Genomic DNA, 14,885 nt, shown 5'->3' with positions numbered 1-14,885 from the left:
ACTCCACAGCCCACGCCCATCGCATACAGTGTGGCTTGAAACCCAATGACGCAAACCAAAGGGAGAGACATGTCGGTACTTGACGAATTGGTGGCGGGAGCCGTCGAGGACGCCAAGGCGCGCGAAGCGCAGGTGAGCCTCGCCGAACTCAAGGAACGGGCGGCCCAAGCTCCCGCTCCGCTCGACGCCAAACGATGGCTCAAGCGCGCCGACGGCATCCCTGTGATCGCCGAGATCAAGCGCGCCAGCCCCTCCAAAGGCCATCTGAGCGACATTCCCGATCCGGCCGGATTGGCCCGCGAATACGAGGAGGGCGGCGCGAGCGCGATCTCCTGCCTGACCGAAGGCCGCCGATTCCTCGGCAGCCTCGACGACTTCGACCAAGTGAAGGCGGCCGTGAGCATTCCCGTGCTGCGCAAGGACTTCATCGTCAACGAGTATCAGGTGTGGGAGGCGCGCGCCCACGGAGCGGACATCATCCTGCTCATCGTGGCCGCGCTCGACGATGAGACGCTGAAGCGTCTGCTCGACCTCGCGCACGAGCTGGGCATGACCGTGCTGGTCGAAACCCACACTCGCGAGGAAATCCAGCGCGCCGTCAAGGCCGGGGCGAAGGTGATGGGCATCAACGCCCGCAACCTCAAAGACCTTAAGGTCGATGTGAGCAAATACCGCGAACTGGCCGACGATCTGCCGGACGACGTGATCCGCGTCGCCGAATCCGGTGTGTTCGGCACGGTCGAATTGGAGGACTACGCCCGCGCCGGAGCCGACGCGGTGCTGGTCGGCGAGGGCGTGGCCACCGCCGATGACCATGTGATGGCGGTGAGCCGTCTTGTGAAGGCAGGAGAGACAGTGAAAGCATCCGAATCCACCCCGTTGAGCGAACACAACGGCCCGTACTTCGGCCAGTTCGGCGGCCGTTACGTGCCCGAAGCGCTGATCCACGCGCTCGACGAGCTCGAAACCGTGTACGAGCAGGCCAAGGCCGATCCCGAATTCCATAAGGAGCTCGCCCGACTGCAGCGGCAGTATGTGGGCCGCCAAAGCCCGCTGACCGAAGCGCCGCGTTTCGCCGCCATGCTCAACGAACGCGTCGGCATCAACGCCCGCGTGTTCCTCAAGCGTGAGGACCTTAACCATACCGGCGCGCACAAGATCAACCACGCGCTCGGTCAGGCGCTGCTCGTCAAGCGCATGGGCAAGACGCGTGTGATCGCCGAAACCGGCGCGGGCCAGCACGGCGTGGCCACCGCCACCGTGTGCGCGATGCTCGGCCTGAAATGCCGCGTCTACATGGGGCAGGTCGACGCGCGTCGCCAAGCCCTCAACGTAGCCCGCATGCGCATGCTCGGCGCGGAGGTCGTGGAGGTCACCACCGGCGACATGATCCTCAAGGACGCCATCAACGAGGCGCTGCGCGACTGGGTCACCAACGTGGCCGACACCCACTATCTGCTCGGCACGGTATGCGGACCCCATCCTTTCCCGTCCATGGTGCGCGACTTCCAGAAGATCATCGGCGAGGAAATCAAAGAGCAGCTCAACGACTGGTACGACATCGACCACCCGGACGCGGTGTGCGCCTGCGTGGGCGGCGGATCCAACGCCATCGGCGCGATGAACGCCTTCCTTGACGACGAACGCGTGAACCTGTACGGCTACGAAGCCGGTGGCCACGGCCCCGAATCCGGCAAGCACGCCATCCGCTTCGCGCCCGGCACCGGCCAGCTCGGCATGTTCCAAGGATCGAAAAGCTATCTGCTGGAGAACGAGGAAGGCCAGACGCTGGACACCTACTCCATCTCCGCCGGCCTCGACTACGCTTCGGTGGGCCCCGAGCATGCCTGGCTCAAGGAGCTCGGCCGCGTCACCTACGACTACGCCACCGACGAGGAGGCCATGAACGCCTTCCGTGATCTGAGCCAGACCGAAGGCATCATTCCCGCCATCGAATCCGCGCACGCCGTCGCCGGCTCCTTCAAGGCCGCCGCCGACCTCAAAGCCAAGGGCTATGAGAACCCGGTGATCGTGATCAACGTCTCCGGCCGCGGCGACAAGGATATGGCCACCGCCGGCAAATGGTTCGGCTACCTGACCGACGAGCAGAGCGCCGCACTGGACGTCACCGGCGCGCACGGCGATGCGGTTGCCTAAACGAACGCGAGCGAGAAGGAACACAACGACAATGACGAACGAAACAGCAACCACCCCGTCCGGCCAGCCCTTGGGAATCAGCCACAAGCCCAGCGCCACCGAAGCCATGTTCACCGCGCTGAGCCCCGAGAACAGGCCCGCCTTCATCGGCTACCTGCCCTACGGCTTCCCGAACCCGCAAGTGTCGCTCGACGCGCTGCGCACCATGGTCGAGCACGGCGTCGACGCGGTCGAAATCGGCCTGCCCTACTCCGACCCGGTGATGGACGGCCCGGTCATCCAAGCCGCCAGCCAGATCGCCCTGCGCAACGGCGAAAGCATCAACGGCGTGTTCAAAGCCGTGGAAACCGTGGCCAACGCGGGCGGCGTGCCGCTCATCATGAGCTACTGGAACCTCATCTTCCATTACGGTGTGGAACGTTTCGCACGCGACTTCGAGAACGCGGGCGGCGCGGGACTGATCACCGCCGACCTCATCCCCGACGAGGCGGGGGAGTGGATCGAGGCCTCCGACCGACACGGACTCGACCGCGTCTTCCTGGTCTCGCCGGACTCCAGCGACGAACGTCTGCGTATCGTCGCCAAGAACACGCGCGGCTTCGTCTACGCCGCCTCCCGCATGGGCGTGACCGGCGAACGCGCCACGCTCAGCGCATCGCCCGAAGCGCTGGTCGAACGCACCCGCAAGGCCGGTGCCAAGAACGTATGCGTCGGCATCGGCGTCTCCACCGCCGAGCAGGGCGCGCAGGTCGGCCGATACGCCGACGGCGTCATCGTCGGCTCCGCGCTGGTGCACACGCTGCTGGGCGACGACAACCGCTCCGCACGCGACGCCGCCGAAGGACTGAAACTGCTCGCCGCCAAAACGGACGAGCTCGCCGACGGCATCCACAACGCGCGCCGCTGAACGCACGGGCACAAACCTCGCGCAAGGACGGAGGGAATTCGCCGGATAAGAACATCCGGTGAATTCCCTCCGTCATGCTGCGCGCCGTCCACCCGCGATACGGGCGGACCTATAGGATAGGGAACCATGAATCTCGCGTATATTCCGTCGCCGACCTTCTCGTCGTTCGACATCGGCCCGGTCACCATCCGCATGTACGCGGTCTGCATCCTCATCGGCGTGTGCTTCGCCGTCTGGATTCTGACCACGCGCTGGAAGCGGGTCGGCGGCACCTTCGACCAGGTGCTCGACACGACGCTGATCGCTGTGCCCTGCGGCATCGTGGGCGCGCGCCTCTACCATTGCATCACCACGCCCAGCATGTATTTCCCGCCGACCGGCGATCTGGTGAACATCCTCAAAATCTGGGAGGGCGGACTGGCGATTTTCGGCGGCATCTCCGTGGGCGCGCTGGCCGCGTTCCTCTGGTGCAGGCACCGCCGCTACCCCTTCGCGCTGCTCGCCGACTGCCTCGCCCCGGGATTGCTGGTGGCGCAGGCCATCGGTCGATTGGGTAACTGGTTCAATCAGGAGCTGTACGGCTGGCCCACCACCCTGCCGTGGGGGCTGAAGCTCAACGACGCGGACGCCATCGGCAAAACCGAGGTGTGCTACACCGGATCGGCCTGCCCGGACGGCGCCGACACGCTGTTCCACCCCACGTTCCTGTACGAGATGATCTGGAATCTCATCGGCGCGGCGCTGATCGTCGTCATCGGCAAGAAGCTCGCCGGCCAGCTCAAGGCGGGCCAGCAGTTCGCCATGTACATGATCTGGTACGGCTTGGGCCGCAGCTGGATCGAGAACGTGCGCATCAACTATTCGACGGTGATTCTCGGCCTGCGCACCAACGTGTGGACCGCGATCATCGTGTTCCTGCTCGGATGCATTCTGTTCGTCACGCTGTACAAATACGGCAGCCGTACGGAGGAATTGGCGGGCCGTCTCGCCGCGGTGAGCGCCGACGAGCTCGAACGCCAGAGGCAGGCCGAAGAGAAAGCCAAGGCTCGCAAGGCCAAATAAACGAAAAGTAGTCGCAAACCAAAGCTAGAGTAGGTAATCATGAGCATTGAAATCGCACCCAGCATCCTGTCCGCCGACTTCTGCAATCTTGAGCGTGACCTCAAGGCCATCGCCAACGCCGATCTGGTCCACGTCGATGTGATGGACCATCATTTCGTGCCGAACCTCACCCTCGGCGAGCCGATCGTCGAGCGCATCTGCCAGGTGACCGACTTGCCGGTCGACGTGCACCTGATGATCGAGGATCCCGACCGTTGGGCCCCCGAATACGCCAAGCTCGGCGCCGCCTCCGTGAGCTTCCACATGGGCGCCACACACGCTCCCGTGCGTCTGGCCCGCCAGCTGCGCGAGATGGGTTGCAAGGCCTGCTTCGCCGTGCGTCCGGCCGAACCGGTCGAGCCGATTTTCGACATCCTCGACGAGTTCGACATGATCCTCATCATGACCGTGGAACCCGGCTTCGGAGGCCAGAAGTTCCTCGACAACCAGATGGCCAAGGTGCGCCGTCTGCGCGACGAAATCACCCGTCGGGGACTGAAGACCAAGATCCAGGTCGATGGCGGCGTGAGCCCCAAGACCGCGCATATCGTGGCCGAGGCCGGCGCCGACGTGCTGGTGGCCGGTTCCGCCGTATACGGCGCGGACAGCCCCGCCGAGGCGATCGACTCGATCCGCGAGAAGGCCGCCGCCGCGTTCAAGGCCTGAACCTACGCCCTGCCGCCCATATCCACCGTCCATACATACGAACGAAAAGAACCGACAACCATGAAGACGTTTGAATCGCTGTTCCAGGAGCTGAGCGAGAAGGCCGCCACCCGTCCGGAAGGCTCGCTGACCGTCGACGAGCTCGACAAGGGCACGCATTTCATCGGCAAGAAGATCGTCGAGGAGGCCTCCGAGACGTGGATCGCCGCCGAATACGAAGGCGCGGACCGCACCGCCGAAGAGATGAGCCAGCTGCTTTACCACGTGCAGGTGATGATGATCAAGCACGGCATCAGCCTGGAGGATGTCTACAAGCATCTGTGAGTTCGCTTCGCCGCGCCGCCGCCAAATGCTTTCGATACCTGACGGCGGCGCGGCGCGCTGGCCGACGACCTGCGTCCGGCATCCGCAAGACGTGTACGCGCGCCGTATGGGTGCGCGACTTTAGGAGGGAAAAATGCTGAGAATCGCCGTGCCCAACAAGGGCATGCTGTCCGAACCCGCGTGGAATATGCTCGCCGAAGCCGGCTACCGTCTGCGTTCCAACCCCCGCCAGCTGGTGGTGGAGGATCCGGACAACGATGTGGAGCTGTTCTACCTGCGCCCGATCGACATCGCCGTGTATGTGGGCCGCGGCACTATCGACGTGGGCATCACCGGCCATGACCTGCTGCTCAACTCGGGCACCGAGGCGCAGCGCCATATGGATCTGGGATTCGGCGCCTCCACCTTCCGTTTTGCCGCTCCGAACGATTCCCCGATCGCCTCGCTTGCGGATATCGAAGGCAAGCGCGTGGCCACCTCCTTCGACAAGCTCGTGCACGACTATCTCGTGCGCAACGGCATCAACGCGGAAACCATCCATCTCGATGGCGCGGTCGAATCCTCCGTGCAGTTGGGCGTCGCCGACCTGATCGCCGACGTGGTCTCCACAGGCACCACCTTGCGTAACGCGGGCCTGCGCATTTTCGGCGATCCGATCATGCAATCCGAAGCCATTCTGATCCGTTCCCCGCGTCTCGACGAGCATGACGAGCGTCTGACGATCCTGAGTCGCCGCCTGCAGGGCGTGCTGACCGCCCAGCGGTATGTGCTGATGGATTACGACATCCCCGTCGAGAAGGTGTCCGCCGCCGTCGCGGTGACCCCCGGCTTCGAAAGCCCGACGATTTCGCCGCTGCACGACAAGCAGTGGGCCGCCGTGCGCGTCATGGTGCCCAAGGCGAAGGTCAACCAGTTGATGGACAAACTGTATGAGGTCGGTGCACGCGGCATCATCGTGACCGCGTTGCAGGCCTCCCGCATGTAGACTGTTGGCTGTTATGAGCAATTCGAAATTCGAGAATCGGTACAGTCCGGAGGCGCGCGACGTCTACTTCACCGTGCCGAACGCCATCAGCATGCTGCGCATCGCGTCGATTCCGTTCATCGCGGTGCTGATCGCCCGCCATGAGATGGTCGCGGCTCTGGTGGTGATTGCCATCTCGGCGATTTCGGATGGTGTGGACGGCATCATTGCCCGCACCTTCAATCAGGTCAGCAAAATCGGGCAGATTCTCGACCCCATCGCCGACCGGTTGCTCATCTTCTGCTCGATTCTCGCACTCGGAGTCGCCGGTATCATCCCTTGGTGGATGCTGATCGTAGTGGGGTTGCGCGACCTATGGATGGCGATTCAGGTGTTGTGTCTCGCCCAATACGACTACGGCCCGCTGCCGGTGCATTTCGTGGGCAAAACCGGCACCGCGCTGCTGATGCTGTCGATTGTGGCCCTGATCTTCGCCGATCTCGGCACGGGGCAGGTATTCTCCATGCTGCATACCGCCGCGCTGGCCACCGGCGTCTGGGGCACCGCCATGTATTGGCTGGCCGGCTACATCTACACCCGTCAGGGCATATCGCTGCTGCGTAAGGAATTGGGGGACCGCCATGGCGCTTGAACCGCTGGCCCCGGGCTCATTCCCCGTTCCACGGGAGAACGAGCCGGTGAAGCGTCGCGCCGTGTTCTCATCCTCATTCGCCTCCCTGGAGTCGCATCACGCCCTTTCCCCGGACGAGGCGCTGGCGACTCCCCGCCGTCGTCGACGCGCGCATGAGGACTCCCTGCAGCTCATCGACAATCTCGTCAACCGTTCCGTCGATCCGATGTTCTCCGACTCGCGTCTGGTGCGCGGGCAGCAGTCCACATTCACGGTGTGGTTCAACCGGTGCGTCGTGTTTCTGATCTGCATCGTCGTGGGCGTGGCGGGCAGTGTATTCGTACAGCAGCTGCACACCGACCCCCGCAAAGCCGTGCGGCAAAGCCTGGCGAGCCAGCTGCAGGAGCGCACCACGCAGATCGAAACGTTAACCGATGAAGTCGAGGAGCTGCGCTCCGAAGTGAACGAACAGTCCAATTCCCTGTCGGGAACGGTGAAATCGCAAACGGCGTTGCAGGACGAAATGGTGAACGGCCAATCGGCGGTTGAGGGGGAGGGCATCACTCTGACCATCGCCGACCCCATCGCGGCCACCCAGTCGGGCAGCGACACGGCGAGCAGCCATATTCGCGTCGTCACCGACCTTGACCTGCAGAATCTCGTCTCGTTGCTGTTCCAGAACGGCGCCGAGGCGATCGCGATCAACGGCAACCGTCTGGGCGTGCAGACCTCGATTCGCGTCGCCGGTGGACACATCCTCATCGGAACCACGGCCGTGGAAAGCCCGTACACCATCGAAGCGATCGGCGACAAGGACGTGTTGGCCGAAGCCATGAGCCAGGAGAGCCAACCGGAATTGTATGAAACCTTCGCACAGGCGGGTATGACGCCACAGGTGCGGAAATCCAATTCGATTACACTAAAGGCAGCGGTAACGAGCGAAGTCTCGTATGCGAGGAGGAGCGAATAATGGCAGCCGTGTTGGGATTGATCGTCGGCGTGGTCGTCGGCGTGTTCGTCAAGCCGGATATCCCCGTCGTGCTCCAACCATATCTTCCGATTATGGTGGTGGCGGCGCTTGACGCCCTGTTGGGCGCGGCCCGCGCGTATTTCGAACGCAGCTTCCACGACCGCGTGTTCGTCATCTCCTTCTTCGCGAACGTGCTGACCGCGACGCTGCTGGTGTTCCTCGGCAACCAGCTCGGCGTCGGATCGCAGCTGCAGACGGCAGTGATCGTCGTGCTCGGCATCCGCATCTTCTCCAACGTGTCGTCCATCCGCCGCTTCATCTTCCGAGGCTGACATGGCCAGACGACGTGAACCGCGCGATGTGCTGGAGAAAATGCACAACCAGCACGCCCAGGACAAAAAGAACGACCGGATGGAAACCGGCTCGTTCCCGCAAGTGCGCAAAAAACCCAAACGCGACCTCAACCGCAACGCCTCGCGCGCCCGTCTGCTGACCAGCGTGCTGGTGATGGTGCTGTGCGCGCTGCTGGGCTTCGGGTACATGACCCAGATCAACAACACCACCTCGACCTATGAGACGATGAGCGAAAGCGAACTCGTGCGTCTCATCACCGAATCGAACACGCAGCTGTCGAATCTCCAACAGCGTAAAAACGAACTGACCAGCCAGCTCAACTCGCTCAAAAGCGCTGTGGACGAGCAGGAGCAGGCCCAACGCATCGCCAAACAGAACGAGGAGACCTCCGGCCTGCTCTCCGGCAGACTGCCCGCCACCGGCGAAGGCGTCATCGTCACCGTCGGCGAAGGGCGCGACGAGAAGGTCGACGCCTCGATCATGTTCAGCATGATCGAGGAGCTGCGCAACGCAGGCGCCGAGGTCATCGCCATCAACGACGTGCGCGTGGTCGCCACCACCTATATCAAAGACAACGACACGGGTCTGATCTCGGACGGCGTGACGTTGACTCCCAGCTATGTGGTGCGCGCCATCGGCAATTCCCAGGACTTGGCGAACGCCGTGAACATCGCCGGGGGAGTGGGCGCCCAACTGCAGGTGAAATACGGCGCGACCGTCACCGTGGAGACGAGCGACACGGTCGAAATCAACCAGGTTCGCGATGATACGCAATACAAGTACGCAAAGACGGTAGAATAGCGATTATGACTGAACCGATTCCAAGCGCAGGCGAGACCACCATCATCGGGTTGCCCGCCATCAACATTCCCATCACCACCAACGGCGACCGTCCGCTGACCCAAGAGGACCTGGACACCATCTTTAAACTGTCCGACGGCACGGCGCTGCTGATCTCCACCAGGGGAGCGGTGTCGGGTTCGCGGTATCTTCTGGACGAGGATGAGATCAGCGTGGGGCGTGACCCCCGTGCGGACATCCTGCTGGACGATTCGACCGTCTCCCGCGCGCATGCTGTGTTCCGCCGCACCGGCGCCACCTTCACGGTGATCGACTCGGGCAGCCTGAACGGCACCTATGTGAACCGTCAGCGCGTCGACCAGAGCACGCTGAAGAACGGCGACGAGATTATGATCGGCAAGTTCCGTCTCGTGTTCTTCACGAAATCCGCCGTTCTCTCCTGACAACCATCACAACCGCCGGGACTACACTGGAGTTCAGGAATTGCAATCGTGTGATTACACCAGTGTGAGTTAGGGGAGTGCGATGGCCGAGAAAAGCTCCGGAGTCGAGTTCCGTCTGCATGTGCCGCTTGAGCAACGCGAGAACCTCAACGACGACGCCATCCAGGGCGAGCTGTTCGCCACCGCGGACAGTGAGGACGCCAAGCGCGGATACCGGGGGACCGTGGCCTCCAAAGTCGCCGGCATCACCTACCGCCAGCTGGATTATTGGGCCCGCAAGCAGATCGTCGAACCGTCGATCACCCCGTCCCGAGGCTCCGGTTCCCGTCGGTTGTACTCCTTTAAGGATGTGGTGATCCTGGCGGTCTCCAAAAAGCTGCTGGACGCCGGCGTCAACCTGCAGAACGTGACGGCGGCCATCGGATTCCTCAGCCAGCGCACCACCAGCCAGCTCGCCAACGTCACCATCATGTGCGACGGCCAGAAGGTGCATGAATGCACCACCAGCGAGCAGATGATCGACCTGCTGCAAAGCGGGACCGCGGTGTTCGGCGTATCCGTCGGCTCGCTGTGGCGCCAGATCGAAGAGGCGCTTGAGCACGAGGATTACGTCGATCTGGAACTCCAGCCGGCGTCCGCCGTTGCTGCCGGCCGCCCCATCGACGAGCTGACCGCCATGCGTATGCGCAAAAAGCTTGAAATGCAGCGCGCCCAGCGCGAGGCCGCCTGACCGGGGCGAACCGCTTGCCGATGATGATGGAGTTGCTGCCTGCGGCCCTGTGGTGTGTGGCCGTGGTCGTTTCGGTGAATGTGTGCGGTGTGTGCGTGATCCGAGGTGGATTCCTGTTGCAAGACAAGCGTCCGCCGGTGCGTCCGGTGAGCTGGGGGATTGTCGGGCTTCATCTTGTTTCGGTGCTGTTGTTCATCGCGCCATATCCGATTTATCTGCTGATCTGCAATGATTTTGACTCCCGAGTGCGGGATTTCTACACGCGTATGGGATGGCCGTCCGTGGTAATCGTCGTGCTGTGCGTCGCCGCGCAACTGGCGTTGATGTATATGCAGGCCAGGCGTGCCATGTTCACCGAAATGGACGAACGGCTCAAGCGCGCAGGCAAATAACACGGTTGTAGACTGTGGAGGTAGCCCGCAGCTACGGGTGGCATGAGCGGGGCATATATTACGTGAGATTATGAGCGAATGGATTCACTCCCGGAATTATAATCTGACATAACGTACATTATCGGCGTAATAAAGATATAAGAGTGGGAAAGCCGTCGATAAGATGTTTGGGTGTCATTTCGCTTCTGATATGCAAATGGCGTGTCCCGTATGTACGGAACACGCCATTATCGATCGCACAAGCGTGCGCATGACGTATCAGGCGAAATACTCGTTCACCGCGTCGCGCAGATCACTGATGTCGTCGATTACACGGTACGCGCCGTGCTGCGCGAGTTCGTCGCCTTCGGCGTAGCCCCAGGCGCAGCCCAAGCAATCCAGTCCGCAGGCGATGGCGCCATCCACGTCGGTCCAGCGGTCGCCGACCATCAGCGCGCGGTCGCCGGCTTCGGCGTCGAATCCGATGTGATCGAAGCAGTATCGAATCACCTGATCCTTATGCAGGCGCGAGTTGTCCGTGCTGGCGCCGTAGATGCCGTCGACCTGTTCGGTCAGATGGAAATGCTCGCAGATCGGCACGGCCTGGTATTCGGGCTTGCAGGTGGCGATGGCGAGCAGATACCCGTCCTCGCGCAAGGCCGCGAGCTGTTCGGGAATGCCGTCGAACACGCTGTTGTACAGGCGTCCGGGAACCTTGTTGCCCGGATTCATCGGATCGTCGAAAATGTTCTGCTTGGCGTAATAATTGCGGTAGATGTCGATGCCGTCTTCAAGTTTGTCTTCGGGAATATTGTTGCGCCGCAGCGATTCGATAATCGCCGGCCCGATGAATCGCTTCAGCTCGGCATCGTCGGGAACCGGATATCCAAGCTCCTCGAAGGTTTTGATCACGCAGGCGATAATGCCCGGCGCCGATTCGGTCAACGTGCCGTCCAAGTCCAGCAGCACGACTTTTTTCGGATGTTCGCTCATAGTCCTCTCCCCTTTTCGTAATTCATACTTAATTCAGGCATGCGAAACCCTGTTCATATGAAATGGCGAGTGTCCGTGTCTACACGGCCCACTCGCCATCAAAAACAATCACTCGTAATCCGGAATCCAACCCTCACGATGCATCTGCAAGCGTTTTTCGAGCAGAACCTTCAGCTCGTCCACCTCGCGACGCTCCAGCAGCATATCCCAGTGGGTACGCGCCGGCTTGGCGAGATCGTCGGCGTTGGCGTCATCATCGCCCTCGCGACGGGCCACAGCGCCGCAACGGCATTCCCATTCGTTGGGCAGTTCGGCACCCTCCGCGAAGGGCAGAATCGTACGATGGCCCTTCGGACACACATACGCCACGTCATTGCGCGCCGCGAAATCCACATTATCGTCGGATTCCAGCGACTTCGCGCCGATGCTCATACCTCGAAGGCTACGTTCAGCCATGTGGTGGTTCCTCCTTAACCTGCGCTAACCGTTCTACGCTACCTAACAGTTCGGACTTGGGGCTTATTCCCGCCTATTCCACGCCGGAATAGGCGACGATGCCGCGGTTGACCAGATCCGCCGCCTCATGGGCGAGCGCGGCGAGCGCCTCTCCCCCGGCATCCGGATACGGTTCCGCCACGGCGACCTGCTGCAGCACATCGGCCAGCCGTTTCGCATTGCGCACGAAGTCGCCGCCGGTCATATCACGATCGCGCAGGCAGGTGGACAGGCTTTCGCCGCCCGCCCATGCGTACATGACGTCCACGAGACCGAAATCCAACTGGCGCGGCGTATCCAGACCATGGTCCTCGCAGATCAGATCGACACGCGTGGAAACCTGCGAAAGACGGGCGCACGATTGGGCGATGGGGCCGCTCACGCCTCCCGGATAATGCCTGGGCTCGCCGCCTTCGCCGCGTCGCGCCTCATACACCAATGCCGAAAGCACTGCGGACAGACCGCGGGCGTCCAATCCGTCGAATACGCCGTCCAGCAGCGCCTCGCAGAGCACCAAATCATGTTCGCTGTAGATTCTGCGCAGAAGCCGTCCGCGGTCCGTGAGCGTCAACGTGCGGTCCGCTCGCTCCGGGGTCTCGTCTTGCAGCAGATAGCCGAGCTGCGCGAGAATGTCGCAGATGCGGTCGAATTGGCGGGCCACCGATCCGGTGCGGGATTCGTATCGGTGGCTGACACGCTGCAGTTCGCGCATCTCCCTCGCCCAGCGATGACCCCATTTGAGATGCTGCTGCAGGTCGGGGCATCGGCGGCAGGGATGCTGCGATTCCTGTGCGCGGGCTTTGCGGATGCGCTCGTCAAGGGAGGCGAAAGCCCGTCTGCGGTCGCGCTCCGATGCGAACACCTCGCGCTTGAGTCGACGCCGACCGTCCTTCTCCAAGTCGGAGAGCGCCATCCGCAGTTCCATCAGCTCACGGAAATCGCCGTGCTCGCAGGTGAAGGCCTGCTCATAGCCTTCGATCGCCTGCTGCAAGGTGGCCATCTGCGCCTCCAGCTGCCAGGCGGACTCGTTGGCCTCCCATTGGGCGAAGGAATGGTCCAGGGTCTGGCGCGCGGTGGCGTAGTCGCTGGTGTTGAGCAGATTCACCGCCATGTTGAAAGTCGGGCGGAAACTGGAATGCAGCGGGTAGACGCGCTTGGACGACAATGCGGCCGCGGTGGCCGGAACGAAGCCGTGATGGTCGACCACGATGGCATGCCCGATGTCGTCGATGCCGCGGCGACCCGCGCGGCCGGTCAACTGGGTGAACTCCCCCGGCGTCAGTCCCACATGGCCGGTGCCGTCGAATTTCTCGAGTTTTTCGACCACCACACAGCGCGCCGGCATATTGATGCCCAGCGCGAGGGTTTCGGTGGCGAACACCATCTTCACCAGACCTTCTTCGAACAGACGTTCGACGATTTGGCGGAACAGAGCCACCATGCCGGCGTGATGGGAGGCGAAGCCCTCCTCCAACGCGAAGCGGAATTTCGAGAACTGCAGCGCCTTGAGATCCTCCTGGCTGAGCTGTCCCTCCACCATCTCGTCCACAATGCGGCGGATGCGGGTCACTTCGGCATCGGTGGTGAGCTCAAGACCGGCGTTGATGCACTGCTCCACCGCCTGGTCGCAGCCGTTGCGGGAGAAGATGAAGAAGATGCCCGGCAGAAGTCCCAGATAGTCGAGCTCGTCGACCACGGCCCAACGGCGTGGGGTATGTCGTTCCGGGCGGGGCGTCCGGACGCGCGACTTGCCGCCGCGCCCCTTGCGCTTATCCGGCCTCTGCTCGCCGCGTCGTCTGGCCGCCTGACGGTCGAGTTGATCAAGACGGTTGACCAACTGCGCGTTGAGTTTCGTCGTCTGCTGTTCCTGCCCGTCCCTGCGGTACAGATCCAGCACCTCCGGCTCGGTATGCTGGTCGGCCTGCACCAGCACATGCTGTTCCAACGGCACCGGACGATGCTCGCTGATCACCAGCGCGGTGTCGCCCCGTACCGAGGAGATCCATGCGGAGAAATCCTCGACGTTCGACACGGTGGCCGACAATCCCACGATTTTGACCTGGGCCGGCAAGTGGATGATCACCTCTTCCCACACGGGGCCGCGGAAGCGGTCGGCGAGGAAATGCACCTCGTCGAGGATCACGTAATGCAGGGCGTTCAATGTGGACGAACGCTCGTACAGCATATTGCGCAGCACTTCGGTGGTCATCACCACGATATCCGCCTCGGAATTGATCGAGGTGTCGCCGGTGAGCAGACCCACGCGCTCCGTGCCGTATTCGGCGACCAGATCATGGTATTTCTGGTTGCTCAACGCTTTGATGGGTGTGGTGTAGAAGGCTTTGACGTTGCGCTCCTGCGCGAGGAATACGGCGAAATCCGCCACCACGGTTTTGCCTGCGCCTGTGGGAGCGGCCACCAGCACATTGCTGTCGTTCTCCAACGCCTCATTGGCCTGCGATTGGAAATCGTCCAGTTCGAACGGCAATGATGAGGCGAAACGCGCGGCGGCCGTACGTGACTGGCGTTGTTTGCGTTGAAAGGACGCGTAGCGTTGCGACGGCGAGGAGGCGGTTTCGGTTTCTGATTGCGCTGCGCCGGAACGGCGGCGGTGACGAGCCATATGCTCCTGTTCTTTCCGGTAGATTCGTTCAGTCGTTGAAGCGGCGCCAAACGGCCCAACGTTCGGCGTGGCGCCGGCGCTTGGCGTCCTGACGGCGAATCACCTCGGCATACGCGTCGATATAGCGCTCGCGGGCCACGTCAAGCGGCTGGGTGAACAGCGGCGCGTCATTGGACTCTTGCGTCTCGCTCTCATCCCCCAGCGCGGCGAACCTCTCACCGATTTTGGCACCGACCTCGCCGGCGTCGCGCAGCGCCCGCAAGCCGTGCAGGCCCGCATAGACCAATCCGGCCACGATCATGGCCAGCATGAACACGACCAGCAGCACCCAGACCCACCATGGCATAGCGGCCGC

At 62.5% G+C, this 14,885-nt stretch carries 17 protein-coding genes; 13 read left to right on the top strand and 4 right to left on the bottom strand.

What is annotated here, in order from left to right; all coding sequences use genetic code 11:
- Window positions 1-69 precede the first annotated feature (69 nt).
- The 13 genes from AC1AV0_RS00290 to AC1AV0_RS00230 all read left to right on the top strand — a co-directional run bounded on the left by AC1AV0_RS00290 (window position 70) and on the right by AC1AV0_RS00230 (window position 10,440).
- Window positions 70-2,157: a bifunctional indole-3-glycerol phosphate synthase/tryptophan synthase subunit beta gene (locus tag AC1AV0_RS00290; protein WP_476570520.1), complete on the top strand. Its 2,088-nt coding sequence runs from the start codon at window positions 70-72 to the stop codon at window positions 2,155-2,157.
- A 31-nt stretch (window positions 2,158-2,188) separates the two neighbouring features.
- Window positions 2,189-3,064 carry a tryptophan synthase subunit alpha gene (gene trpA / locus AC1AV0_RS00285; protein WP_476570518.1) on the top strand — a complete coding sequence of 292 codons (876 nt, stop codon included), beginning with the start codon at window positions 2,189-2,191 and terminating at the stop codon, window positions 3,062-3,064.
- Window positions 3,065-3,190: 126 nt separating this feature from the next.
- On the top strand, window positions 3,191-4,126 hold the full coding sequence (gene lgt, locus AC1AV0_RS00280; protein WP_476570516.1) for a prolipoprotein diacylglyceryl transferase: 936 nt from the start codon (window positions 3,191-3,193) through the stop codon (window positions 4,124-4,126).
- Window positions 4,127-4,162: 36 nt separating this feature from the next.
- Complete coding sequence (rpe, locus tag AC1AV0_RS00275; RefSeq protein WP_476570903.1) at window positions 4,163-4,831, top strand: ribulose-phosphate 3-epimerase; 669 nt, start codon at window positions 4,163-4,165, stop codon at window positions 4,829-4,831.
- 60 nt (window positions 4,832-4,891) lie between these two features.
- Window positions 4,892-5,155, top strand: coding sequence for a phosphoribosyl-ATP diphosphatase (locus tag AC1AV0_RS00270; RefSeq protein WP_072726087.1), 264 nt, complete (start codon window positions 4,892-4,894; stop codon window positions 5,153-5,155).
- 133 nt (window positions 5,156-5,288) lie between these two features.
- Window positions 5,289-6,140: an ATP phosphoribosyltransferase gene (gene hisG, locus AC1AV0_RS00265; RefSeq protein WP_476570514.1), complete on the top strand. Its 852-nt coding sequence runs from the start codon at window positions 5,289-5,291 to the stop codon at window positions 6,138-6,140.
- Between the two features lie 13 nt (window positions 6,141-6,153).
- Window positions 6,154-6,771: a CDP-alcohol phosphatidyltransferase family protein gene (locus AC1AV0_RS00260; protein WP_476570512.1), complete on the top strand. Its 618-nt coding sequence runs from the start codon at window positions 6,154-6,156 to the stop codon at window positions 6,769-6,771.
- Window positions 6,761-7,720 (top strand): DUF881 domain-containing protein, encoded by a 960-nt coding sequence (locus AC1AV0_RS00255; protein WP_476570510.1) that lies wholly within the window; start codon window positions 6,761-6,763, stop codon window positions 7,718-7,720. The genes AC1AV0_RS00260 and AC1AV0_RS00255 overlap by 11 nt, the downstream gene beginning before the upstream one ends.
- Window positions 7,720-8,052, top strand: a complete 333-nt coding sequence (locus tag AC1AV0_RS00250; RefSeq protein ID WP_072726078.1) for a small basic family protein — start codon at window positions 7,720-7,722, stop codon at window positions 8,050-8,052. Before AC1AV0_RS00255 ends, AC1AV0_RS00250 begins: the two co-directional genes overlap by 1 nt.
- 1 nt (window position 8,053) lies before the next feature.
- Window positions 8,054-8,875 (top strand): DUF881 domain-containing protein, encoded by an 822-nt coding sequence (locus AC1AV0_RS00245; protein WP_476570508.1) that lies wholly within the window; start codon window positions 8,054-8,056, stop codon window positions 8,873-8,875.
- 5 nt (window positions 8,876-8,880) lie between these two features.
- A complete protein-coding gene (locus AC1AV0_RS00240; protein WP_476570506.1) occupies window positions 8,881-9,318 on the top strand; it encodes an FHA domain-containing protein in 438 nt (145 codons plus the stop codon).
- Window positions 9,319-9,400: 82 nt separating this feature from the next.
- Window positions 9,401-10,048, top strand: a complete 648-nt coding sequence (locus tag AC1AV0_RS00235) for a MerR family transcriptional regulator (protein WP_476570504.1) — start codon at window positions 9,401-9,403, stop codon at window positions 10,046-10,048.
- Window positions 10,049-10,068: 20 nt separating this feature from the next.
- Window positions 10,069-10,440: a hypothetical protein gene (locus AC1AV0_RS00230; RefSeq protein ID WP_476570502.1), complete on the top strand. Its 372-nt coding sequence runs from the start codon at window positions 10,069-10,071 to the stop codon at window positions 10,438-10,440.
- Between the two features lie 258 nt (window positions 10,441-10,698).
- Here the strand turns inward: AC1AV0_RS00230 and AC1AV0_RS00225 are convergent, their stop codons facing one another.
- The 4 genes from AC1AV0_RS00225 to AC1AV0_RS00210 all read right to left on the bottom strand — a co-directional run bounded on the left by AC1AV0_RS00225 (window position 10,699) and on the right by AC1AV0_RS00210 (window position 14,876).
- The gene (locus AC1AV0_RS00225) at window positions 10,699-11,412 is read right to left on the bottom strand and encodes an HAD hydrolase-like protein (protein WP_476570501.1); all 714 of its coding nucleotides are present in this window, start codon (window positions 11,410-11,412) and stop codon (window positions 10,699-10,701) included.
- Between the two features lie 108 nt (window positions 11,413-11,520).
- Entirely contained in the window at window positions 11,521-11,868 is a 348-nt protein-coding gene (locus AC1AV0_RS00220) for an RNA polymerase-binding protein RbpA (RefSeq protein ID WP_476570499.1), read from the bottom strand.
- A 73-nt stretch (window positions 11,869-11,941) separates the two neighbouring features.
- Window positions 11,942-14,530: a DEAD/DEAH box helicase gene (locus AC1AV0_RS00215; RefSeq protein ID WP_476570498.1), complete on the bottom strand. Its 2,589-nt coding sequence runs from the start codon at window positions 14,528-14,530 to the stop codon at window positions 11,942-11,944.
- 28 nt (window positions 14,531-14,558) lie between these two features.
- Window positions 14,559-14,876, bottom strand: coding sequence for a hypothetical protein (locus tag AC1AV0_RS00210; protein ID WP_476570496.1), 318 nt, complete (start codon window positions 14,874-14,876; stop codon window positions 14,559-14,561).
- Between the last annotated feature and the right edge of the window lie 9 nt (window positions 14,877-14,885).

It is taken from the genome of Bifidobacterium sp. LH_558, assembly GCF_056356295.1.
This window is presented reverse-complemented; position numbering and strand designations above follow the sequence as displayed.